At 62.8% G+C, this 22,328-nt stretch carries 20 protein-coding genes; 10 read left to right on the top strand and 10 right to left on the bottom strand.

From position 1 onward, the window contains the following. Positions 1–11: 11 nt before the first annotated feature. Genes KR227_RS06615 through KR227_RS06605 form a run of 3 tightly spaced genes read right to left on the bottom strand, consistent with a single transcriptional unit; the run spans position 12 to position 2,859 of the window. Positions 12–788 carry an ABC transporter ATP-binding protein gene (locus tag KR227_RS06615; protein ID WP_218364520.1) on the bottom strand — a complete coding sequence of 259 codons (777 nt, stop codon included), beginning with the start codon at positions 786–788 and terminating at the stop codon, positions 12–14. Further along, complete coding sequence (locus KR227_RS06610; RefSeq protein WP_218364518.1) at positions 785–1,834, bottom strand: iron chelate uptake ABC transporter family permease subunit; 1,050 nt, start codon at positions 1,832–1,834, stop codon at positions 785–787. The genes KR227_RS06615 and KR227_RS06610 overlap by 4 nt, the downstream gene beginning before the upstream one ends. Then, positions 1,831–2,859, bottom strand: a complete 1,029-nt coding sequence (locus tag KR227_RS06605) for an iron ABC transporter permease (protein WP_218364516.1) — start codon at positions 2,857–2,859, stop codon at positions 1,831–1,833. Before KR227_RS06605 ends, KR227_RS06610 begins: the two co-directional genes overlap by 4 nt. 476 nt (positions 2,860–3,335) lie before the next feature. On the opposite strand from KR227_RS06605, the gene KR227_RS06600 reads away from it, so the two are divergent. Continuing rightward, complete coding sequence (locus tag KR227_RS06600) at positions 3,336–5,087, top strand: siderophore-interacting protein (RefSeq protein ID WP_218364514.1); 1,752 nt, start codon at positions 3,336–3,338, stop codon at positions 5,085–5,087. A 75-nt stretch (positions 5,088–5,162) separates the two neighbouring features. On the opposite strand, the gene fabG is transcribed toward KR227_RS06600, so the two are convergent. After that, positions 5,163–5,900, bottom strand: a complete 738-nt coding sequence (gene fabG, locus KR227_RS06595) for a 3-oxoacyl-ACP reductase FabG (RefSeq protein ID WP_218364512.1) — start codon at positions 5,898–5,900, stop codon at positions 5,163–5,165. A gap of 427 nt (positions 5,901–6,327) precedes the next feature. Between fabG and KR227_RS06590 the strand changes: the two genes are divergently transcribed. The 4 genes from KR227_RS06590 to rplE all read left to right on the top strand — a co-directional run bounded on the left by KR227_RS06590 (position 6,328) and on the right by rplE (position 8,533). Next, positions 6,328–6,981 carry a TetR/AcrR family transcriptional regulator gene (locus KR227_RS06590; RefSeq protein ID WP_218364510.1) on the top strand — a complete coding sequence of 218 codons (654 nt, stop codon included), beginning with the start codon at positions 6,328–6,330 and terminating at the stop codon, positions 6,979–6,981. A gap of 286 nt (positions 6,982–7,267) precedes the next feature. Further along, complete coding sequence (gene rplN, locus KR227_RS06585; RefSeq protein WP_151528946.1) at positions 7,268–7,636, top strand: 50S ribosomal protein L14; 369 nt, start codon at positions 7,268–7,270, stop codon at positions 7,634–7,636. A gap of 4 nt (positions 7,637–7,640) precedes the next feature. Beyond that, positions 7,641–7,955, top strand: coding sequence for a 50S ribosomal protein L24 (gene rplX, locus KR227_RS06580; protein ID WP_151528945.1), 315 nt, complete (start codon positions 7,641–7,643; stop codon positions 7,953–7,955). A gap of 2 nt (positions 7,956–7,957) precedes the next feature. Beyond that, positions 7,958–8,533, top strand: coding sequence for a 50S ribosomal protein L5 (gene rplE / locus KR227_RS06575; RefSeq protein ID WP_151528944.1), 576 nt, complete (start codon positions 7,958–7,960; stop codon positions 8,531–8,533). Between the two features lie 134 nt (positions 8,534–8,667). Here the strand turns inward: rplE and KR227_RS06570 are convergent, their stop codons facing one another. Then, a complete protein-coding gene (locus tag KR227_RS06570; protein ID WP_218364509.1) occupies positions 8,668–9,396 on the bottom strand; it encodes a hypothetical protein in 729 nt (242 codons plus the stop codon). Between the two features lie 139 nt (positions 9,397–9,535). Between KR227_RS06570 and pulA the strand changes: the two genes are divergently transcribed. From pulA to KR227_RS06545, 5 genes are all read left to right on the top strand, one after another. Then, positions 9,536–11,530, top strand: a complete 1,995-nt coding sequence (gene pulA / locus KR227_RS06565; protein WP_218364508.1) for a type I pullulanase — start codon at positions 9,536–9,538, stop codon at positions 11,528–11,530. 130 nt (positions 11,531–11,660) lie between these two features. Further along, positions 11,661–13,346 (top strand): alkaline phosphatase D family protein, encoded by a 1,686-nt coding sequence (locus KR227_RS06560; protein WP_218364507.1) that lies wholly within the window; start codon positions 11,661–11,663, stop codon positions 13,344–13,346. 80 nt (positions 13,347–13,426) lie between these two features. Then, a complete protein-coding gene (locus KR227_RS06555; protein WP_370625194.1) occupies positions 13,427–14,608 on the top strand; it encodes a phosphatase PAP2 family protein in 1,182 nt (393 codons plus the stop codon). 203 nt (positions 14,609–14,811) lie between these two features. Next, positions 14,812–15,564, top strand: a complete 753-nt coding sequence (locus KR227_RS06550) for a hypothetical protein (RefSeq protein ID WP_218364505.1) — start codon at positions 14,812–14,814, stop codon at positions 15,562–15,564. Positions 15,565–15,573: 9 nt separating this feature from the next. After that, positions 15,574–15,921, top strand: coding sequence for a DCC1-like thiol-disulfide oxidoreductase family protein (locus tag KR227_RS06545; RefSeq protein ID WP_218364503.1), 348 nt, complete (start codon positions 15,574–15,576; stop codon positions 15,919–15,921). A 6-nt stretch (positions 15,922–15,927) separates the two neighbouring features. Here KR227_RS06545 and KR227_RS06540 read toward each other — a convergent pair whose 3' ends face one another. From KR227_RS06540 to KR227_RS06520, 5 genes are all read right to left on the bottom strand, one after another. After that, positions 15,928–16,746: an SDR family NAD(P)-dependent oxidoreductase gene (locus tag KR227_RS06540; RefSeq protein ID WP_218364501.1), complete on the bottom strand. Its 819-nt coding sequence runs from the start codon at positions 16,744–16,746 to the stop codon at positions 15,928–15,930. Between the two features lie 80 nt (positions 16,747–16,826). After that, on the bottom strand, positions 16,827–18,218 hold the full coding sequence (locus KR227_RS06535) for a hypothetical protein (RefSeq protein WP_255549174.1): 1,392 nt from the start codon (positions 18,216–18,218) through the stop codon (positions 16,827–16,829). Positions 18,219–18,772: 554 nt separating this feature from the next. Beyond that, positions 18,773–19,606, bottom strand: coding sequence for a formate dehydrogenase accessory sulfurtransferase FdhD (gene fdhD, locus KR227_RS06530; RefSeq protein WP_218364499.1), 834 nt, complete (start codon positions 19,604–19,606; stop codon positions 18,773–18,775). Positions 19,607–19,684: 78 nt separating this feature from the next. Further along, the gene (locus KR227_RS06525) at positions 19,685–20,002 is read right to left on the bottom strand and encodes a DUF6457 domain-containing protein (RefSeq protein WP_255549173.1); all 318 of its coding nucleotides are present in this window, start codon (positions 20,000–20,002) and stop codon (positions 19,685–19,687) included. Continuing rightward, on the bottom strand, positions 19,995–22,322 hold the full coding sequence (locus KR227_RS06520) for an FdhF/YdeP family oxidoreductase (protein ID WP_218364495.1): 2,328 nt from the start codon (positions 22,320–22,322) through the stop codon (positions 19,995–19,997). The genes KR227_RS06525 and KR227_RS06520 overlap by 8 nt, the downstream gene beginning before the upstream one ends. Positions 22,323–22,328: the final 6 nt, after the last annotated feature.

Here is a 22,328-nt window from a genome sequence, read left to right as displayed (position 1 = left end):
AGGTGGTCTGTTCACCAGCGCGGTGCGTCGGGAACAACGAGGGGACTGCCGGTGGCGGGATCATCAATCACGAGCGCATCGAGATTGAAGACATCTTTCACCATCGCGGGGGTCACGATCTCCCCCGGTGGGCCGGCAGCCCGTATCTCTCCGTCGTTCACCACGATGAGATGGTCTGAGTAACGAGCCGCGAGGTTAAGATCATGCAGCACCATCACGATGGTTGTGCCCGCATCGCGCAGGCGAGCCACCAAATTGAGAACGTCGATCGAATGGGTGAGATCGAGGTAGGTGGTTGGTTCGTCGAGGAAAATCATGGATGTTTCTTGGGCGAGCACCATGGAAATCCATACGCGCTGCCGTTGCCCACCCGATAGCGAATCCAAGCGACGATCAGCCAGCTCTACGCAGTGCGTGAGCTCGAGAGCTTTATCCACATGCTCGGCATCATCATCGGACCATTGGCGTATCCATGACTGGTGCGGATGGCGCCCGCGCGCCACCAAATCGGAGACGACCACGCCTTCCGGGGCAATAGGAGATTGCGGTAACACAGCAATGGTGCGGGCGAGGGTTTTGCGCGGCAGCGTCCGCAGGTCTTTGCCGTCGAGCTCGATCGCGCCGGTGGAGGGGATGAGGCGCGAGAGTGCTTTCAACAGTGTCGATTTGCCGCAGCCATTAGGGCCGATGATGGTGGTTATGCCGGAGCCAATGCTGAGATCGACGCCCTTGAGCACGTCGGTGCGTCCATAGGATGCATGAAGGGCGCGCGCGATAAGGCGAGTCATAGGCCAACCTTTCGGCTTTGGTGGATGAGGATATAGATGAGGAAGATGCCGCCAATCGTGGAGGTCACCAGCCCCACCGGCAGTTCCCTGGGCAACAAGCGGGTGATGATGTCTGCGAGAAGAAGTAATGCGGATCCGGTAGCCGCCGAGGCGTAGAGCGGCGGGGTGGGGCGTCTACTCAGTCTTAAGGCCACTTGTGGTGCGACGAAGGCGATAAAGCCAATCGGGCCGGCAGCAGATACCGCCACAGCGGTCAGCGCTACCGCAAGACCGAGAAGGCCGGCGTGAGCGGGACCTAAACGTAGGCCGAGAGCCATAGCCGTGGTGTCACCCAAGGCTAAGGCCGACAAGGTGAATGTCGCCCATGCCAGTGCAGGGACAATAACGATGATGAGCACGAAGAGAGGGAGGCTGCGTTGCCAGCTGGCGTTAGCGATGGATCCCGACAGCCATAGTTGTGCGGTGGCGGCATCGCGAATATGCGCCCGCACCAAGAGGAGACGAATATAGGCGTGGAGCAGGGCGGAGATCACAATGCCATAGAGCACCAAGCGGTAGGTATCGATGCCGCGCTTCCATGCCAACATCCACATTGCGAGAGCAGTGATCACAGCGCCACACAACGCGGCCAGGGGAATACCTGCCTCAGCGAGCCACATAACCAGGGCATTCGAGCTACTGGATCCCAGGGTGATGACAGTGACAGCGGCGGCAGATGCGCCCGAAGTGATTCCTAGGATATCGGGACTAGCTAGGGGATTGCGCGTGACGTTCTGGAAGATCGCGCCAGCGATACCAAGGGCAGCTCCCGCTGCTACTCCTGTGAGGGCTCGGGGTAGGCGCCAGCCAAACACCACAGCCTGCTCAATCTCTCGGCCAGGGGCGCCGCTGAGAAGCTGAAGGACGCGCCACGGTGACAGGGAATAATCCCCTTCTCCGATGGAGATAGCCACGAGAAGGACGGTAACCACCGTGAGTACGAGCGACATGAGGAACACCCACGGCCGCCACCGAACGCGCATCGGCCAGATACTGATGCTTGTCATAGTCGTGACACCTTCTTTCTAGCCATGATGGCGATGAAGAAGGGCGCCCCGACAAAAGCGAGAACGATACCGACTTCCAGTTCTCCCGGCCGGGCGATTACTCGCCCGACTACATCCGCGCTGAGGAGCAAAACGGCACCACAGAGCGCGGAATAGGGGATGATCCAGCGATAGTCGGGACCCGTGATGGTCCGTGCAATGTGCGGAACGATGAGCGCTGCGAAACCTATAGGTCCGGCAACTGATGTAGCTACGCCGGCAAGCAGGGCGATGAGTACCATGCCGATAGCGCGGGACCGCTCCGGATTAGCTCCGAGTGCTCGAGCGGCGTCATCGCCCAAGTTCAGCAGGTTGAGGGTGGGGCCGATAGCGCTGGCGGCAAAGGCCAGAAGCACCAGAATGGGCGCCGCGGTGGTCACAAAATCCATGCTCCGCCCGGCGATGGAGCCTACTGTCCAGAGCCGCAGCACATTAAGGTGAGCGTCGCTGAAAAGCACCATGGAACCGGTGATGGAGTTCAGCACTGCGGATAACGCGGCGCCACCCAAGATGAGCGTGAGGGGGTTGATGCGCCCACCGCCGAGCGCCGCCACCGTGAAAATAGCGAGCGTGGCCAGTCCGGCGCCCACAAAAGCCCATCCAGCGGTTGCATAGATGGACTGAGGTCCTAGCACCGCGAAGCTGAGGACTACGGCGAGAGACGCTCCCGGTGAGATACCAAGAATTCCGGGGTCGGCGAGCGGATTGCGGGTAAGCCCTTGGATGATGGCGCCAGCGGCGCCGAGCGCGAGGCCTACGGCTATACCTAAGAGGGTGCGGGGAGCCCGTAGTTCACGAATAACTTGAGCATCGATGGGATCCACTCCTGAAGGAACGCCCCTTCCTCCGAGCCATGCCTGGAGGGAATCGCTAACGGCTGCGAAGGGGATCGTGCGGGCGCCGAAAAACAGGCTCGTCACCACACTGGCGAGGAGCAGGAGCCCCAGGAAGCCGAGTCCCGCGAGTCGTCGCAGTCGCATACACATGATCCTTAGGTAGAGCCACACTAAGCGAAAATATTAGCGTAGGGATACCTTAATGAGCTAAGGGTAGGCTAGTCAAAGGATAAGAGTCTTTTTGCTGATGGGCTATGGGTGCTGAGGCGGGCGAGCTACGCCTCGTGTGGTGGGTCATTCTCGCGCTCGCAACCAGTATGGCCGGCGCTCCCTGCCCAGCGGACCGCCTTGGTCGACTGAGTCGCTATGTCTATAGAGCCTGTGCAGTATCCGGTGAAATTAATGGACGTCTATTTGTGAATGTCTAGAAGTATCACAGGGTTTCTCATTAGAAATCTGAGAGTGGCGCCTAGATGGGGAAAGGGGTCTGTTCAGGCTCGTGAAATGTCGATAGCATGGTGGAACAGTTCAGTAGCGCTCGTTCTTAGATGGCCGTGCGGACATTCGCGGGGCTCCTCGCGGATATATCCAAAGCTATCTATATATAAATGTGAGAAAGGGTTTTTATGGCTCGGACACATAGACAACAAGATATATTTCCCATTACCCTGCGCGACCTCGAGGTGGTGCAGGTTCGTGATATTACGCCCAATCTCCGGCGCATCACTCTCGCTGGTGAGCAGCTCCAGGCCTTTGCCGGGTATGGCGTAGATAATCCGGAATTCATCAGTACGGGTTTTGATGATGACGTCCGATTGGTCTTTCCCCACCCTGTCACCGGCGATCGTCCCTATCCGCCGCCACTGGGTAATGGAGCCCTTGATTGGACGGAAGAAGTAAAGAACCTCTTCCGCACATATACCGTGCGCCGATTCGATAAAGGGGCGGGCACCGTTGATATCGATTTCGCCCGCCACCACGATGGTCTCGCTGAGGCTTTTAGTGCCAAGGCGACTATTGGCGACAAAGTATATGTGGTGGGCCCGAAGAGATGTGCCGCGCTGCCGACACACACGGACTGGCTTCTCCTCTGCGGCGATCACACCGCGCTGCCGGCTATCTCCCGGTGCCTTGAAGAGCTGCCGCAGGGGCATCGAGTGATTGCGGTGATTGAGGTTGCTGAACGCTCGGACATTATGACGCTTCCGAGCGATGCCGATGCAGACATCCACTGGGCCGTGGTTGCGGAAGGGGAGTCCTTCGCGGATCTGGCTCTTAGCCTGCGAGATAGCCTGCCTGAAGGCGAAGGCTTTGTGTGGGCGGCCGGGGAAGCCGGTGCTCTGAAGCAGATTCGCGGCCTCGCGAAGGAGCTGGGCGTGGGGCGAGAGAACACCGAGATTGTCGGCTATTGGCGGGAGCACACATCCACCGTGGCCGAGGATGGCACGCCGCTCAACACGCTCATGGCTATACGAGAAAAGCTTTTGGGAATGAGCAATCTTCTTCCCATCTTTGCAGCGCAGGCCGCCCTCCGTTCGGGTGTGCTGGCGCGGCTGTGCGAACTCACAGATGGTGCTACCCCAGCGCAGATCACTGAGTCCGGCTGCGAACTTGATGCGCATGCCGCACAGCGCTTGCTCCGTTATCTGTCCACTACCGGCCTTATTATCGAGCAGGATGGGCGCTTCGCTCTGAGTCCCGAGCTTGCAGAGGTGGTGGATTATGAAATTATGAGTTATCTCCTGGTCAAGGACTTTAAGCCTGAAGTTATGGGACTGGGGGAGGCGTTGCGCGGTGGACAGTCTCGCGGTGCATCTCCCGCAGCCGCCGGCGCCCAGCGTCATCCGCTGGATAGCTCCACCGCGCCGTGGACAGCGCCCGCCGTGGCGGCCGCGATCTCTCCGCAGCGCACGCTCAGTATCGGCGGTCCCGATGCAGAGGTCTATGCCGCCGAGATCGCGAGCCGCACGGGCGTGGCCGTCACGGTCGTTGTCGGCGATGAGCGCGAGCTGGACCAGCGCGCTCAGGCTGGGCAGGGCGAGCCCGAGCAGGCAGGCATCACCCGTGCTGCGACATGGCAGGGGGATAGCGCGATGGTCATTACTCCCTGCGCGCAGGGTCCGATCGAGCAGCTCGGGGAGCTGCTGGAGCGCATCGCGGCGGCAGGAATCTCCACGTGTTGGATCGTGGAGGAGCTCATGGTCACGCACAGAATCCATGCGGAAGCATGCGAAAACGATTTGCAGCGGCTCTGCGAGAGCGGAGGCTGCGTTCCCACCCAAGAGGAGATGACGGCCGTGGCCACAGACGCGGGGTGGCGAGTCGATGCGGTCCAGCCGGCCGGCTGGGGCATGCAGCTGCTCACCTTGAGCCGTTAAACCGCCGCCCCCACAGCCCCTCAACACACAGCACCGCCCCGCTGGATATTCGGCAGCGGGGCGGTGTTGGTGTTTTTAGAAATCGGGCGATTCAGGCAGGATCTGGCCGCCATCGACCACAATGCCCTGGCCGGTGATATAGCGGGCGGCATCGCTGGCGAGGAAGGCGACGGTGTGGCCGATGTCCTCGGGGGTGCCGAGGAATCCCAGCGGCACGGTGGCTTCCATGTCCGCGATGTACTTCTCGCCCATCTCCTTCAGGCCCGGGGTGAGAATATTGCCGGGAAGCACGGCGTTGACGGTGATGGACTGCGGTGCCAGCTCGATGGCGGCGCTACGCACAAAGCCCATCTGGGCGGCCTTGGTGGCGCCATAGTGGGACCACAGCGGATAGCCGGTGTAGTTACCCGTGATCGAGGAGGTAATCACCACGCGCCCCGCACCGGAGGCCGCGAGCAGCGGGGTAGCGGCCTGCACCATGTGGATGGTGCCTTTGACGTTGACGTCGAAGATGAGGTCAATGTCCTCATCGCTCATCTCCGCAATGGAGGATTGTGGATAGATGCCGGCATTGCTGGCCAGGATGTCCAGGCTGTCGAAGCTCTCGAGGAGCTGGGTGCAGGCCGCGGCGTCGCGCACATCGAGGACATGTGCCTCAAACTCGGAGGCGGCGCACTCCTCCTCGGTCAGGCCGGTGACGATCACGTGGGCGCCTTGGGCGGCGAGGGCGCGGGCGATTCCCGCCCCAATGCCGAGGGTGCCGCCACTAACGAGTGCAGTCTTGCCATTCAAGGTATTCGGTGAGGTACTCATACTTCTTCAGTGTAAGTATTTTCGTTAAGAATGGAACCCCCTCCTGAGCGCGTGGGCGGGGCACGCTTATCGACGCCACCCTGGGGCCTCTGTGCGCATCTGAGAGGGGGTGTGAACGCCTCGATGGGGTTACACAACTCAGGCCCCTGTAATACGAATCGAGGCTCTAATGTACACCCCTTCGCAGTTTATAATATGCACCACCCTGAATAGTGGTGAAAAGTTTTGTGGTCCCCATTGAGAATAGGTCGCTCTAATCTGCGCTATTGTTGTTTTTTGGAGCGGGAGTTCCATGCTGAAGGGCTATACGCAGGAAAAATGCTGCATGTTCAACAATCTGTCCAGCGCAGCACGGCTAGCCTTACAGTTTCTGGTGACGCGTTGTGACGTGTCCCCGTGAGTGCGTAGAGAAGAAAGGCGACGTTTTATGCCGACAGGGACTGGCGATATTGACGCTGCAATCTTGGATGCTGCGCGCCAGAGTGTGCTCGAGGAGGGTCTCGAACGCACCACAATGTCTGGTGTGGCGCGCCGGGCCGGCATTTCTCGGCCCACTCTCTACGCCCGCTATAAGGCCCTGTCGGATCTGACCACCACACTGCTCACCGAGGAGCTGTTGAGTGTGGTCTCCGCACTCAATCCGGCCCCGGAGACCGTGGAGGATCTCATCGCCGCGCTTGTGGCCTCCGCTGAGCAGGCCTCCGCCAGTGAGCTGCTGGAGGCGGTGCTGCGTGCGGACTACTCCCACGCCTATACCTTCACTATTGAGCGCCTCGGCAGTGGCCAGCTGCGCATTGTCGCCCTGCTGGAGAAGATCATCCAACGCATCCAAACCGCCGATGAGGTTCGCCTCGGCATTGGTGGGCGCGGCGCCGCCTCCGATGTGCCGTGCATCTCTGCCCGTGATCCGCGGGTATTGGCGCTGGTGAGCTACGGCATGGTGCGCCATGTTGCCGTCACCTCCACGCTCGCCGATAACGCCCTCGAGGGGCTATCGACTTGGCAGGAGGAGCTGGCCCGCAGTCTGCGCGGCTACCTGGTGGATCCCGAGCCGCAGCATCAGCGGGCTCGCCGCGCTTAACCCGCCCTGCAGTGTAAGCCCCGCGGGTGCGGGTGGGGTGGCTGCGAGTGGGCGTCGACAAGCATCTGCGTGTGGCAAGAAAAATTTGGTGCACACGGTGGGCATGTGGTTGAATATTCGGGTTGCAACCGTCACGCGACGGCATACATTCGGTGCGTTCCGAGCCGGATGGTCGTTCCCCGCTCGCTAGGGCGGGTAGTAGTGGTTGTACGCAGAAAGACATAGACCGTGCGTGTACAGGACGGAAATCTGACACGCGTTATATCCAGGTCAGGAGAGACCCACTGTGATTCAACAAGAATCGCGTCTGAAGGTCGCCGACAACTCTGGTGCACGAGAGATTCTCTGCATCCGTGTGCTCGGCGGTTCCACCCGACGCTTCGCAGGAATCGGCGACGTCATTGTCGCCACCGTCAAGGAAGCTGCTCCGAATGGCAACGTGAAGTCTGGCGAGATCGTCAAGGCTGTCATCGTTCGTGCCAAGAAGGAGACCCGTCGCCCGGACGGCTCGTACATCAAGTTCGATGAGAACGCTGCAGTGATCATCAAGAACGACAACGAGCCCCGCGGTACCCGCATCTTCGGCCCCGTTGCTCGTGAGCTGCGCGACAAGAAGTTCATGAAGATTGTTTCTCTCGCTCCGGAGGTGATCTAAGACTATGAAGATCCATAAGGGCGATAACGTCATCGTGATCTCTGGTCCGGATAAGGGCGCTAAGGGCAAGGTCATTCAGGCTTTCCCGAAGCGGAACAAGGTCCTCGTCGAGGGCGTCAACCGCATCAAGAAGCACGTCGTCAACTCCGCACCCGAAGCTGGTGCTGAGTCCGGCGGAATTGTCACCCAGGAGGCCCCCATCCACGTGTCCAACGTGATGGTGCTCGACTCCGATGGCAACCCGACCCGCGTTGGCTACCGCTTCGACGAGAACGGCAAGAAGGTTCGTATCTCCAAGCGCAACGGGAAGGACATCTAACAATGGAGAACTACACCCCGCGTCTGAAGACCCGTTACCGCGAGGACATCAAGCAGAAGCTGGCTGAGGAGTTCAACCACTCCAACGTCATGGAGATCCCCGGCCTGACCAAGATCGTGGTCAACATGGGTGTGGGCGACGCCGCCCGCGACTCCAAGATGATCAACGGTGCTCTCGAGGACCTCACCGCTATCACCGGCCAGAAGCCGCAGATCCGTCGCGCCAAGAAGTCCATCGCGAACTTCAAGCTGCGTGAGGGCATGCCCATCGGCGCCCGCGTCACCCTGCGTGGCGACCGCATGTGGGAGTTCCTGGATCGTCTGCTGACCGTGGCTCTGCCGCGTATTCGTGACTTCCGTGGTCTGTCTGACCAGCAGTTCGATGGTCACGGCAACTACACCTTCGGTCTCACCGAGCAGTCCATGTTCTACGAGATCGACGTGGACAAGATCGACCGTCCGCGCGGTATGGACATCACCGTGGTCACCACCGCCACCAACAACGAGGAAGGCCGCGCCCTGCTGCGCCACCTGGGCTTCCCGTTCAAGGACAAGGATGGCAAGATGCAGCGCCCCTAAGGCGTTCATCGCTCGGCGCCGGCTAGTGAGTAGTCGCTAGGCAGCGCTGGGCATCTGTCTCAAGATTAGAAACCCGCCCCTTCTTTCCGGATCCGTTCCGGGGAAGGGGCGGGTTTTCTCTATGTCTATCGTCGTTATGGCTGTGGCTGGGGGCGGGTATTAAAGACCAGCGCCATGGCGATGAGAGAGACGGGCAGGGCCAGGATGGGCCAGATATAGATCGCGCCCACCACGTTTTTGCTGATGATAAGCAGTGCGCCAATCCAGGTGCTGATGGTGCCGAGCGCCGCGATGCTCAGTGCCACGCGCTGGGTGAAGTTCCAGCGGTAATAGCACACCGCGGCCACGAATCCGGCCCCGAGAACGAGCAGCAGGATTGTGATGGGAAGGGTGAAAGCGAGCATGCCCAAGGCGGCGAGCGCGACGTAGCCCATCATGAGGAAATAGGCGATGGGTGGCGCAGGCGTGGGGGAGGGGTGCAGCAGCCCGCCGCGGGGAGCTCGCCGTCCTGTGCTGCGGGTGGCTCCTGGCCCCCAGAGCTCCGCCCACGTGCCGAGCAGCGAGCCGCCGCAGGCCAAGGCGGCTACCAGTATGCCTATCCAGACGTCGTAGATGCGTTCGGTGGCCACGATGGTGATGCCCGCTGCGACAAAAAGCGAGAAACGGGCGAGCGGCGGGAAGGTGGGGACCAGCGCGGCGTGAATAACCATCGCCAGCCCGCAGAGCACACAGAGCACCGCCGAGCCATCCGAGTAACCCTCCTTGAGGGCCATAATCGCTAAAAAGAGCACACCGGCAGTGATACTCAGGGCTCCCGTGGACAGCCCGATGGCGGGAATATCTTTGGTCCTTTGATACGTCATACCTTCAGCTTAACGATCCGCCGCCAACGGGGATGCGATGATTAATCGCTATCGATGCGGCGGTAGCATACACACTGTGCCTACGTGCGCGGGGAAGCTCGCGTCGTTAAGCGATGCAAGGAAGGGGACCACCGCCACCGTGTCCGACGAGGATCTGCCCGCCCGCTCACTCGCCCACCCTGGCGCGCACTCGCAGCGCTATCCCTATTACTCCGGCCCCTTGGGGGTGGTGTGTGACCGGCATGATCCGCACGCGGGGGCGGATTTTTATCTCTGGGCACCGACCGCGCGTTCGGTGAGTCTGCAGCTGGCGCCGCCGCAGCAGCCGCGCCGCAGCCCGGCTGCGGGTGCGTCCTCGGCTGCGCGTGTGGCCGCGGCCGAGCCGGCAGTCTATGCCCTGAAGCGCGGTGCGCACGGTAGCTGGCACTGCCGGGTAGATAGCGATGTGTGGGGCTGGGACTACCACTATGTGCTGGAGTTCGCCGATTACAGCACCACCGCGGTGGATCCCTATGCCACCGCGGTCACGGCCAATGGGGTGCGCGGTGTCGTGCTGGATCCGGCCCATCTGCTGCCTGCGGTGCAGCGGGCTCCCTCCTTCGGGGCGCTCGAGGATGCGGTGATCTACGAAGCACATATTCGGGATCTCACGATCGGCGCGGATAACGGCATCACCCACAAGGGAAAGTTCTTGGGCCTGACAGAGGAAGGCACCCGCACCGCGGCGGGTTATCCTTCGGGCCTGGATTATCTCTGCTCGCTGGGGGTGACGCATGTTCAGCTCCTGCCGGTGAGCGATTTCGCTACCGTCGATGAAACTGCGGACCTCGGTTTCAATGCCCAATACAACTGGGGCTATGATCCGGCGCACTATAACGTCCCCGAGGGCAGTTATTCCACCGATCCCACTGACCCCGCGGCCAGGATAGGCGAATTCCGTGCACTCGTGGACGCCCTGCACGCCCGTGGCCTGCGGGTAGTGATGGATGTGGTGTACAACCACGTCTACGATGCGACACAGCATCCTTTGCAGCGCACGGTTCCCGGCTACTTCTTCCGCACGGACGCCGAGGGGCAGCTGAGCGATGGGTCCTTCTGCGGCAATGAGACGGCCTCGGAGCGATCCATGATGCGCCGCTATATTGTGGATTCCTTGTGCTATTGGGCCAGCACCTATGGCGTCGACGGTTTCCGGCTGGATCTGATGGGGCTGCACGATGTCGCCACCATCAGGGCGGTGCGCGCCGCACTGGATGCGATCGATCCCGGCATCGTGCTGCTGGGGGAGGGCTGGGAGATGGGCAATCATCCGCCCGAGTCGCTCGGCGCGAATCAAAATAACGCGCGGCTGCTGCCGCGGGTGGCGATGTTCAATGACACCTTCCGCGATGTGATCAAAGGCGGGGTGTTTCACGCGGACTCTCGTGGATTCATCTCCGGTGGCGGCGGGGGACAGACGCTTATCGACGCCCACCTGGGTGCCCGCACCACCCGCACGTATCTCAGCGCGGCCCAATCGGTGGTGTACAACGAGGCGCACGACAACCTCACCATGTATGACAAACTCCTGGCCACCGGGGTCAGTGATCCGGCCCGGCGGCATGCCCTCGCCACCGAGATTCAGCTGCTCTCCCGCGGGGTGATGTTCCTGCATGCCGGGCAGGAATTCTGCCGCACCAAGCACGGGGTGGAGAACTCCTATAAATCCCCGGATACGATCAACGTCTTCGACTATGACCGCGCCGCTGGCTTCCCGAATATGGGGCATGTTGTGCGAGATATGCTGCGGTTGCGGCGCGAGCACTCCTGGCTACGAGAAAGCGACTATGCCCAGATCGCGGCCCGCACCACGGTGCTGCACTGCGGCGAGGAGCGTCTGGCCTATGTGGTTCGCGGCGCCTTCGGCGAGCACGCCGCCCTGGTGCTCATCAACGGCTCCGAGGAGGCGTGGGCCCCCGCGGCGGAATGGGGCTTGGGCGAGGTGGTGACGCTGCATCTGCATGACCACAGCGTGCGGCGCCAGGCGGTGCGCGCGGATTCAGTAGCGGAGCTGAGCATCCCGCGCCTGAGCGTGACCCTGGCGGAGCTGCAAGAACAAGCGCAGCCCTGGCCGGTGGGGCAGTGGCGGCGCTAGCCGGAATTCACCCCCGCTGCGTAACGGTGAGTTTAAGGAAGGTTAACGCGGCGTAAAACCTTGGAGGAGCATAAGAGAATACGGTGAAAACCCAGCTCAGTTGGGGAATTGTCCTGTTAGCCTCAGCCGAGTGAAACGCCGACACTTTCTCGCATTAACCTCCGCCACGGGCCTTGCCGCGGTGGCGCCCCGCAGCCGCGCTGTTGCGAGCGAACCCGCCCCACCCGAGGGCTATTTTCAGCACTCAGTCGCCTCCGGTGATCCGCTGCCCCATGCGGTCATCATCTGGACGCGGCTGACCCCCACCGCCGAGTCCCTGCCTGGCTCAGGGCTAGGGCCTGCCGCCGAGGTGTCCTGGGAGGTGGCCAGCGATGAGGCTTTTCGCCACATCGTCGCCACCGGCGTGGCCCATACCAGCGCGGAGCGAGACCACACCATCTCGGTCGACGTCTCTGGTCTACACCCAGCCACCGAGTACTACTATCGTTTCGCCTACCGTGAGGCACATTCTCCCATCGGCCGCACCCGCACAGCGCCCGCAGCAGGGGCGATGGATCCCGTGCGCTTCGCGGTGTGTTCCTGCTCCAACTACGAGGCCGGCTATTTCCGCGGCTACCGGCACATCGCCGAGCGCACTGACCTCGAATTTGTGCTGCATTTAGGTGACTACACCTATGAGTATGAAACCGGCGGCTACACCGGCGCCTTCGATACCGTGGTGCGCCGCGTACAGCCGCCGCACCGCACCACCAGCCTGCAGGATTTCCGCATTCGGCAGGGGCACTATAAAAAGGACCCCGATCTCGCGGCCGTGCACGCTCGGCTGCCCATGATCTGCATCTGGGACGATCACGAGTTCGCCGATAATGCCTATAAGGATGGCCAGGGCGGCGGCGCACCGGAGTTCGGCGAGGAGTATCAGCAGCTGCGCCGCAACGGCATGCAGGCCTATTACGAGTGGATGCCGGTGCGCACCCACGACGGCCGCGAGACGATCTACCGCAGTTTCTCCTATGGCAGCCTTTTCGACCTCATCGTTCCGGACCTGCGCACCTTTCGCGACGCCGCGCTCGTGCACTCTGGAGACAATAAGGATCGCAGCGACCCTCTCTTCTGGGCCCACGCGAATGATTCCGAACGCTCCATGCTGGGACGAGAGCAGTTCGAGTGGTTTAGCGAGCAGCTGGCCAATTCCACCGCCCGCTGGCAGGTGGTGGGCAATGAGGTGATGATCGCCCCCATGACGCTGCCCACCGGGCTCGATCCCCTGCTGCGCTCTTTCCTGCAAAAACAGGTGGGGCTGCCCGAAGAGGGCGTGGCGCTCAATACTGACCAATGGGACGGCTTCATGGCGGAGCGACAGCGCCTTGTCGATAGCATCGTCGGCGCGGGCGGCCGCAACGTGGTCTTTCTTACCGGAGACATCCACAGCAGCTGGGCCAATGATGTGCCGCTCGATCCCCAAGGCTACCGCGATGGCAACCGCCGAGCGGCGGCGACGGAATTCGTCACCACCTCCATCAGCGCGGCCGGCGCCTATGACACAGTGAGTCAGAAGCTCCCGCAGCACGAGGTAGTGAAAAACATGATGCGCGCCGGGGAAACCACGCTCACCGCGATTAATCCCTGGTTTAAGCACATCGACTTCTCCCGGCACGGCTATATGGCCGTAGAGATCACCCCGGACTATGCCCACGCCGACTGGGTCCTAGGCGATAGCGTGCTCGAGCCGGACGCACCGCTCTGGGTGGAGATGAGCTACCGCACCTATGCGGGCAACCCAGGGGCCCAGCCCCATCCCCACGCCCTCGCCTAGGCGAGAGCACCAGCACATACCTCCGCGCCCCCGTGTGGGCGGCGCGGCCACACTGAAATGTTCTAAGGAGAAAAACACTCATGGTCAATCCTCGTCGAGGTCGTGTCCTTAGCCTCGCCGCCGCCCTCGGAAGTGTCATGATGATTGCCGCCCCGCTCGCTCAGGCGGAGGTAGCAGAGCCGAGCCCGCAGCCTTTCGCGGCCAGCGACTACGTGGGATATATCTCCGATATCAGCTCCTATCCCGGTGGGGTGTACCTGCAGCCAGTCGCGGGATTCTGGGATCTCGAGCGCAACCACCCCGAGGTGATGCAGGACAACCTCGCGCGCACCATCGCCATCAATAACGCCGCCGCCGATGACCCCGAGCTCATCGCCGCCGCCCAAGAAGGGGCGCTCGCCGACAAAAGAGGACTGCTGCCGGTGGTCACGGACGCGCTCGGGCCGACGCTTGCCCAGCATGTGCGCGAGGCACTCGCGGCGGGCCGGCTACCCAAAACGGAGATGCTCCTCGGGCGCGGCTGGCTGGCGCGCGCCGGCGGCCCCGCTAGCTCCACCTTCGCCGAGAAGGCAGCCTTCGGCTATGACCGCCCCTTTAAAGTGGCTCCCGAGCGGATCAACCGCTACAACCCCGAGGGCGAGAACCTCTATAAAGACAGTAAATCCTTCCCCTCGGGGCACACCAACCAGGCCACGTGGACCACTACTCTGCTGGCCTATATGCTGCCCGAATTTGCCCCGCAGCTCATCGCCCGCGGTGCCGAATCCGGCTATCACCGCGTGGTGCTCGGGGTGCACTATCCCCTCGACGTGATCGGCGGGCGCATCACCGGCACGGCCGCGGCCGCAGACCGGCTCAATGATCCACGCATGCGCGCAGCCCTCGATGCGGCCGCCGCGGAATTGCGGGCGGAGCTGGAGTGGCGCTGCCAGTCCAGCCTCTCCGCATGCGCTGCGGACCTCGCCCCCAGCGCGGCGATGGTAGATACCTATACTGAGCGCCTCGACTATGGTTTCGCACCCGTGGCCACCACCACGGCCCCAATGATCGTTCCCGCGGCCGCACCGGTACTGCTGAGCTCCATATTCCCCGAGCTCACCTGGCAGCAGCGCGCCGAGGTGCTGCGCCAGACCGCCGCTGCTGCCGGCGCCCCGCTGGACGATCAGTCCGCCGCCGGGTCCTGGCAACGCCTCAACCTTGCCCGGGCCGCCGCCGCGACAGTGCACGTCCATGACGATGGCTCGGTGAGCGTCGAGGGATAACCCCAGCGATGTCAAGGGTGCACCCATTATTTCTCTAGCTGATAATAGAGAACATCTAAGGTAGGGGGTACCTAGGGTGCTCTCGCTTGCCGCCCGCCCCGGCACGGACTCCGTATCGCGTCGGGGCTATGCTCGTGTCCAGACCAGCGGTGCCGTCTCGGGGTAGTGAGCTCCGACGCCGCGGGGAGCGAAAGGAGGGGGACGTGGACCGCGATCCCACGCGTATCCCGATCATCCTCGAAGAGCTGCGCCGTACCTGGGAGGCCCAGCCGGAGATGCCTTTCGCCCACCTGCTGCTGGGCTTAAACACCCATGGTGTCAGCGCCACGAGCACCGATGAGGAAGTGGTGCAGGCGCTGCGGGCGGTACGCGGCTCGCGCCTGTCCGCGCTGCCCTCGGAGCTCGCGGCCACCGATCGCTTTGTGCTGCGCTTCGCCGACCACCCGCGGCTGCTTAGCCTGCGTGGCAACACGGTAGTCAGCTGGCAACGGCAGAGCTCCGGGCGCGCTTCTCGACGCTCCGCTGCCGGCCCGGGACACGCCGACACCACCCCGCGCACCCCGCTGCGGCCATCGGTGTGGACGCTCTCCGAGGTGCGCCGCGCCGAGGTATCCATGCCACTCGTGCTGCTCGACACCGAAGGCGTGAGCCACCGCTTGGGTGTGATTGAGCGTATTGAGCGCCTCGCAGACATCGAGCGCAGCCCCGAGGGCCTGCACCGCAGTGAGCGCGGTGAGGGCTATTGGTGCATCGATGTGGAGGATGATGTGCGGCTGCAGCTGGGCCGCGAGCTGGTGGAGTTTCGCCGCGGGCGGCGCACGAGCTCAACGCGCAGCTATCGCTGGGAGCAGGTGCTCGAGTGCAGCCCCGGTGCCCCGTTGCGGGTGCGCACCGCGGGCGGAGAGATACGTCAGTTCGGTGCTGTCGTCACGTGGGTGCAAATAAAGGATCAGTAGGAGATACCAATGCGAGCACAACCGGTTTTTTATTATGACGGCGACTGCGGTTTTTGCCAAGCCTGCGCGCTCAAGCTCGCCCAGCTGGCCCCGCAGGTCGCGGTGGAGCCGGCCAGCCCCAGCGATGAGGGACTGGCACGTGTCGTGCGCGCGGAAATCACCGACCACGCCCTCTACACCACCGGCTTGCGGCTCTATCGCGGGAACGCCGCTATTGGCATGGCCCTGCGCCAGCACGGGCGCAGCCTCGGTGTCCGCACCCTCGGGCTTGCGTGTCTGCTGCCTGGGGCGGGGATCGTGTATCGCTGGGTGGCGCGCAACCGCCGCCATATCTCGCGGCTGCTGCGCCTGCGCTAAAACGCGCTAGTTCATCCCGACCTTCTTGGCGGAATCCTCCCACAGCCGGGCGGCGGTCCGGCTATCTCGGCCCTTCGGCGGCAGCGGGAAGCGGCGATTGCGCACATAGTAGCCACCAGGCTCTACGCCCTCGCCGAAGGGTGTTTCTGCGAGATACACCATGCGCGTGGCCGAGGTCTCCGGGGTATCCATCACCTTGGGTGCGAGGCGACTGTTATAGAACGCCCCCATGAGATTGCTGGCGTCGCGGGCAAAGGAGGTAGACACCACACCGGGGTGGAGCGACAGCCCAGTGATGCCGCGATCGCCTAAGCGGTTGTTGATCTCGGCGCAGAACAAGGTGGTGGCCAGCTTGGAATCTGGATAGGCCTTACGCCACGAGTAGTCTTCTGTGTGCATGAGGTTAGAGAAATCCACCTTGCCCACGAGCGCGGCGATAGAGGAGGTGCCCACCACCCGTCCTTCCCCGGCCGCGAGCTGCGGCACTAAGAGATTGGTGAGCAGGAAGGGGGCGAGGTGATTGAGCTGATAGGTGCGCTCATAGCCATCGGCGCTGAGCCCATAGTGCTGGAACATGCCACCCGCATTGTTCATGAGCACATCGATGCTGTCCCAGTGGCCGGCAATATCCGCGGCGAGACGGCGCACCTGGTCGAGCTCAAGATAATCCGCCAAAAAGTAGGTGCAGTCCAGCTGGGTGGCCAGCCGGATTGTTTTCTCCTCGTTGCGGCCCACGATCAGCACCCGGTGGCCACGCTCCACGAGCTGGCGGGCGGTGGCCGCCCCCACCCCATCACTGGCACCGGTAATCACAATATTTTTCATGTCCTCTAGCCTAGCGGGATGCAGTGGCTGCGGGATGGCGTCGATAAGCGAAAAAATCCCCGCCGAGGCGGGGAGAGACGCTATGAGGAGGGCGTAGTCGGGGTATTGGAGGCGATAATCTGCTCCGCCTCATCCGAATCGGAATCGATGTCCACCTCGGTGAGGATCTCGGAGATGAACTCCTTTTCCGGAATATTGGAGTTATAGGCGATCGAGCGCAGCTCCCGGGCCTCGGTGCGGGTGAGCTTCTCATCGGAGGTGACCCGCTTGCCCAGCAGCTCGCGGGCGCGGCGGCGCAGCTCCGTCTCCGACTCGAGCTCGCCGCGGTGCTTCCACCAGGCCCAGCCGATGATGATCATGATGAGGATGCCCATATAGCCCAGAATCGGGTAAATCCAGCCGATCAGGTTGGAGAAGCCGATGAAGCTGAGCACGAAACCGATGAGCACGGCAATGCAATAGGCCTTGTAGAAGTTCTGCGGCTTGTTCTTGGTCACGCGTTTGGCGAAGGCGTAGAACATACTGATCGCCGTGTTGTAGATCATGCCGTAGATGGCGAAGGTCATGATGAAGCCCAGCGTCGGGTGGATGTCATTGATCATCGCCAGGGTAGGCATGTCCGTTTCCATGACGGTGTCCACGGACATGTACATCGAACCCACCAGCACCGCCAGCAGGAAGAGGAACACGAAACCGCCCACGATGCCGCCGATACCCACCTCGCGGGAATCGAGGAAGTTACCGCCGATCACGATGGCCATCGACACCACCACGATCACCTGCAGGCCCAGGTTATTGAGCGCGGAAATCCACCAATTGGGCAGCGTGGTGGGGATCTGGGTGGCCTGCTCGTGCAGCGTCGAGAAGTCCGGGTTGGAGTGGAAAATCGTCCACAGGGTGGCGGTACTGATCAACACGATGATGAAAGGGGTGATGGCGCCGATGACGATGGTCACCTTATCCACGTCCAATAATCCTGTGAGCAGCACCAGAATGAGCATCGATATCGCGCCCACCCACACCGGCCAGCCGAATTGCTGCTCGAGATTCGCGCCGGCGCCAGCGAACATGGCGAAGCCGATACAAAACAGGGTGATCATGGTGGCACCATCCAAGATCTTGGAGGTGACCGGGCCAGAGATCGCGTCGAAGACGTTGGTGTGCTCCTTCGCGCGGTGATAACTGCCCAGCTGCAAAATGGTGACACCGGCAATCATCATCGCCAAGGAAGCCAAAACAGCCCCCAAGATGCCCCAGTTACCGAAGGCCACATAGTATTGCAGCGCCTCGCGGCCCGAGGCGAAACTGGCTCCCACCAGCACGCCAATGAAGGCCATGGCGATTTCAAGTGAGCGGCGAATCATCGTTTCTTCTCCTTTATTCAATAATGAAGCACTATCGGGCAGTGTCTTCTCTCCGCGCGGCACTGCTGCGGCGCGGGTGGCCCCGCCGCGGTGGCGGGGCGAGGACATGTGCCTTCCCATTCATCTCACGCTGTGGCCGGACGGGCGTGCTGCTTCCTGCCCGTGCGCGGCGCGGGGCCCGCTGGTGTGCACAGGCCCTGCGGCGCCGTGAGACCTTGCGGCGGCGTGAGGCCCTGCGGTGGCGTGAGGCCCTGCGGTGGCTGCCGCCTCGTGGACGCGAGGCCTCGCTGGCACAACGACACGATCGCGTTGCCGGCAGCGCCGAGGCGCTGCGTGCTGCGCCCTAGCGATCCTGGAAGGACCGAAAACACAAGCAGGGCGGAGGTAGAGAGCCGCGGGCAGCGTCCTTGTGGGTGGCACCGTGCTGGGTGGGCCGGCCGCTCGCGGCGGTCGCCTTGCAGCAGCGTACAGCCTTATACGCAGATCCCATACGGCCGTCGCTCGGTGCCAGCGTCCATGACATAGAGTAGTGCCCCGCGCCCAGCAACGAGGGCAGCGGGGGTAGGGGTGTGCGGGATGAATCGCGGCGGCAGGGGATCAGGAACTGATCAGGGTGTGATGTGCCCGCCCTGCGGCGCGCGGAGCGAGAGCAGAGTCAGCAGCTAGCTCTCTGTGTTCACCGCGGCCAGCTCGCCGGAGTAGAGGTTGAAGCGATCGCCCCGGTCAAACCCCACGAGCAGCAGCCCGGTGGCGCGGGCGAGGTCCACTGCCAGACTGGTGGCGGCCGATACGGCGACCAGTCCCGAGCACCCAGCCAGCACGGTTTTTTGTACCAGCTCGAAGGAGGCGCGCGAACTCATCACCATGATGTGCCCGGCGAGGGGAAACTCCATGCCGGCCAGCAGCGCCGCCCCGATCACCTTGTCGCAGGCATTGTGCCGGCCCACGTCCTCGCGGATAAACAGCGGCGTGCCATCGGGGGCGAAGAGCCCGGCGGCATGAATGCCCCCGGTTTTCTCAAAGGCTTTTTGCTCGGTGCGCAGCGCCTCCGGCAGCGCGGCGATAAGCCGGGGGTGCGGGGCGATGGGGGTGATGGGATAGCGGGCGGCGCGGGTGATCTCCTGAATGGAGTTGGTGCCGCACACCCCGCAGGCGCTGGTCATGGTGCCCAGCCGGGGCCGCAGCGGCAGCACGCTGCTTAAGGAGCACTCCAGCACGTTATAGGTGTTGGCGCCGTCTTCTCCGGTGGCCCCAGCGCAGTAGCGGGCTTCCTTCACATCCTCCGCGCTGCTAATGAGCCCTTCGCTGTAGAGAAAGCCGTGCATCCACTCGATATCGTTGCCGGCGGTGCGCATGGTGGTGGTGTAGGTGGTCCCGCCGACGCGCAGCTCGAGGGGTTCTTCTACCGCCACCGCATCGCTACGCTCGTTCATAAAGATCTCATCGTCGCGCAGCACCACCCGAGTGATGCGGGGATTATCAATGATTCTGCCCACAGCTGTGCTTTCCACCTTGTCAGGTAGTGGGCAGGGCGCTTATCGACGCTGCGCTCCTGCCCACTACTACGGACTGGTTTAGTCCTCGATCAACCCGATGAGCCGTTCGGCGCGCTCCCGTACCGCAGCGCGCACCTGCTCGGGATCCAGCTCGCTGCTGTCTCCGGCGGTGTCCGCCCCCACGGCGAGGCCGAGCAGGAAACAGCTCAGCGGCGCGCCGGGGCGGCTGGGGCCGTGGGCGATACGCCCAGTAAGCCCCAGGAGCTGATCGGTGTTATCGCTGGCCAGGGCGCGATCCACGCCCAGCTCGGAGCACACCTGATCGAGCCAGCGCTGCATGGCCGCCATCTTCTCCGGGTCGTCCTTCTTGCCCTTAGCGGGGGAGGAATTAGTCATTGACATTCCTTCCCAGCGGCTCGATGAACACGCGGCAGGACTTGGACACCGGGGTGTGGGAGATGTGGGCGTGGGAATCCAGCGGCACCAGCACATTCGCCTCGGGGAAGTAGGTGGTCACGCAGTCCTTGGCCACGGGGAACTCCACGATGCGGAAGTTCGGGGCGCGGCGCTCGCTATCGGAGTAGCGGGAGACCAGATCCACTAGGTCGCCATCGCGGACCCCGCGCTCGCGGGCGTCCTCGGGGTTCATGAACACCACGCGGCGGCCATTCTTGATGCCGCGGTAGCGATCGTCCAGGCCATAGATGGTGGAGTTGTATTGATCGTGCGAGCGGACGGTGTTCATCAGCAGCTCGCCCTCACGCAGGTCGATCACATTGGTCTCGTTGACGGTGAGGTGGGCCTTGCCGTCGTGGGTGTTGAACTCGCGCTGGCGCGGACCATTAGGCAGCATGAACCCGCCTGGGTTTTCGATGCGCTTGTTGTAGTCCTCGAAGCCCGGGATGGTGGCCGCGATGTGGTCGCGGATCACCGAGTAGTCGTCGATCATCGGCTGCCACCACTCGTCGCCGCACACCATCTTGCCGATGGTGCCCAGGATCTCGATTTCGCTGCGCAGCGAGAGATCGTGGTTGGCGGTGCGGTGCCCCTCAGAGGCGTGCACGGCACCGGCGGAGTCTTCCACGGTGACCTTCTGCGGGCCGGAGGGCTTGTTATCCACATCGGTGCGGGCCAGAACCGGCAGGATGAGGGACTTCTCGCCCGGCCAGGCGTGGGAGCCATTGGGCTTGGTGGACAAGTGCACGGTCAGCTCATTGGAGGCCATGGCCTGCTCCACCACCGAGGTGTCCGAAGCCACGCGCACCAGGTTGCCGCCGAGAGAGAGGAAGAACTTGGTTTTGCCACTGCGCATCGCCTGCAGCGAGGGCACGGTGCCCAGGCCGTCCTCGGCGGGGCAGTCGAAACCGAAGCGCTCTTCGAGGGCGAGGCGGAAGGGCTCCTTGATCTTCTCCCACACGCCCATGGTGCGGTCGCCCTGCACATTGGAGTGGCCGCGCAGCGGCGCGGTGCCGGCACCCGGCTTGCCGATATTGCCGGTCAGCAGCAGGAAGTTCACCATCTCGCGGATGGTGTACACGGCGTTCTCGTGCTGGGTCACGCCGAGGGTCCAGGTAAGCACCACGGTACGGGCTTCCTCCACCATGTCGGCGGCCTTCTTGATATCCGCCATGCTCAACCCGCAGCCGCGCAGCAGCTCGGCATCGTCGAGGGAGTTGAGGTGCTCGATCGTCTCCTCCACACCGGAGCAGAAGTGATCGAGGAACTTATGATCGAGGGCGTCGCGACGGATCAGTTCCTTGTTGAGGGCCTGGAAGAAGGCGCGGTCGCCATCGAGGCGCACCTGCAGGAACTCATCGGCCAGCTTGGCGGGCTTGCCCACCAGAGCAGTGGGCTCCTGGGGATCGCGGAAGCCCCGGAGGCCGGTCTCCGGCATGGGGTTAATCGCGAGGATCTTACCGCCGTTTTCCTTGCACTTGGAGAAGGAGCCGAGGGCACGCGGGTGGTTGGTGCCCGGGTTCTGTCCCACCGAGATAATCAGGTCGGTGCGGGAGAAGTCTTCAATCACCACGGAGCCCTTGCCCAGGCCGAGAGTTTCGCCGAGGGCGGCACCGGTGGAGTCGTGGCACATATTGGCGCAGTCGGGCAGGTTATTGGTGCCGAAGCGGCGGGCCAGCAGCTGAATCATGTACGCCGACTCATTCGAGGCGCGGCCGGAGGTATAGAACACGGCCTCATCGGGGTGAATGGTGCTCAGCTTGTCCGCAATGAGGGAGAAGGCATCCTCCCAGGAGATCGGGCGGTAGTGCTCATCGCCGCTGGAGCGATCGTAGAGCAGCGGCTCGGTAATGCGGCCGCGCTTGCCCAACCAATAATCGGTCTTTTCGCGCATCTCGGGCACAGAGACGGAGGCCCAGAAATCACGATCGGCGCGGTTCGGGGTGGTCTCTTCTGCGATAGCCTTGGCGCCGTTTTCGCAGAATTCCACAATGCCCAGCTCGTGCTGCGGCGGCTCGGGCCACGCACAGCCGGGACAGTCCACGCCGCCAGGCTTGTTCATGGTGAGCAGCGGCAGCAACCCGCGGTTCGGTACTGCGTGCTGCATAGCGTGCGCAACACCGGGAATGCCCGCAGCGTAGGGCTTGGGCTTGCCGGTCGATTCGGGATTATCAAACTCGTTCGCCACGGGGTTGACGGGTGCAGGCTTGAAACCGCCTGCGGGAGGGCGGAAACCAGAATCAATATGTGCGATAGTCATAGAATT

Origin of the sequence: Corynebacterium sp. TAE3-ERU30, from assembly GCF_019209925.1 — a bacterium.
Classification (GTDB): domain Bacteria; phylum Actinomycetota; class Actinomycetes; order Mycobacteriales; family Mycobacteriaceae; genus Corynebacterium; species Corynebacterium megadyptis.
The sequence above is the reverse complement of the archived record's forward strand: the minus strand, read 5'-3'. Positions and strand labels throughout refer to the sequence as shown.

Excerpts from the sequence above, each read along its gene's own strand:
- KR227_RS06605 (WP_218364516.1), bottom strand. The coding sequence starts at position 2,859 with ATGTGTATGCGACTGCGACGACTCGCGGGACTCGGCTTCCTGGGGCTC.
- fabG (WP_218364512.1), bottom strand. The coding sequence starts at position 5,900 with ATGAGTACCTCACCGAATACCTTGAATGGCAAGACTGCACTCGTTAGT.
- KR227_RS06590 (WP_218364510.1), top strand. The coding sequence starts at position 6,328 with ATGCCGACAGGGACTGGCGATATTGACGCTGCAATCTTGGATGCTGCG.
- KR227_RS06540 (WP_218364501.1), bottom strand. The coding sequence starts at position 16,746 with ATGAAAAATATTGTGATTACCGGTGCCAGTGATGGGGTGGGGGCGGCC.
- rplE (WP_151528944.1), top strand. The coding sequence starts at position 7,958 with ATGGAGAACTACACCCCGCGTCTGAAGACCCGTTACCGCGAGGACATC.
- KR227_RS06615 (WP_218364520.1), bottom strand. The coding sequence starts at position 788 with ATGACTCGCCTTATCGCGCGCGCCCTTCATGCATCCTATGGACGCACC.
- rplX (WP_151528945.1), top strand. The coding sequence starts at position 7,641 with ATGAAGATCCATAAGGGCGATAACGTCATCGTGATCTCTGGTCCGGAT.
- KR227_RS06570 (WP_218364509.1), bottom strand. The coding sequence starts at position 9,396 with ATGACGTATCAAAGGACCAAAGATATTCCCGCCATCGGGCTGTCCACG.
- KR227_RS06525 (WP_255549173.1), bottom strand. The coding sequence starts at position 20,002 with ATGACTAATTCCTCCCCCGCTAAGGGCAAGAAGGACGACCCGGAGAAG.
- KR227_RS06600 (WP_218364514.1), top strand. The coding sequence starts at position 3,336 with ATGGCTCGGACACATAGACAACAAGATATATTTCCCATTACCCTGCGC.
- KR227_RS06610 (WP_218364518.1), bottom strand. The coding sequence starts at position 1,834 with ATGACAAGCATCAGTATCTGGCCGATGCGCGTTCGGTGGCGGCCGTGG.
- KR227_RS06555 (WP_370625194.1), top strand. The coding sequence starts at position 13,427 with ATGGTCAATCCTCGTCGAGGTCGTGTCCTTAGCCTCGCCGCCGCCCTC.
- KR227_RS06520 (WP_218364495.1), bottom strand. The coding sequence starts at position 22,322 with ATGACTATCGCACATATTGATTCTGGTTTCCGCCCTCCCGCAGGCGGT.
- KR227_RS06535 (WP_255549174.1), bottom strand. The coding sequence starts at position 18,218 with ATGTCCTCGCCCCGCCACCGCGGCGGGGCCACCCGCGCCGCAGCAGTG.
- KR227_RS06545 (WP_218364503.1), top strand. The coding sequence starts at position 15,574 with ATGCGAGCACAACCGGTTTTTTATTATGACGGCGACTGCGGTTTTTGC.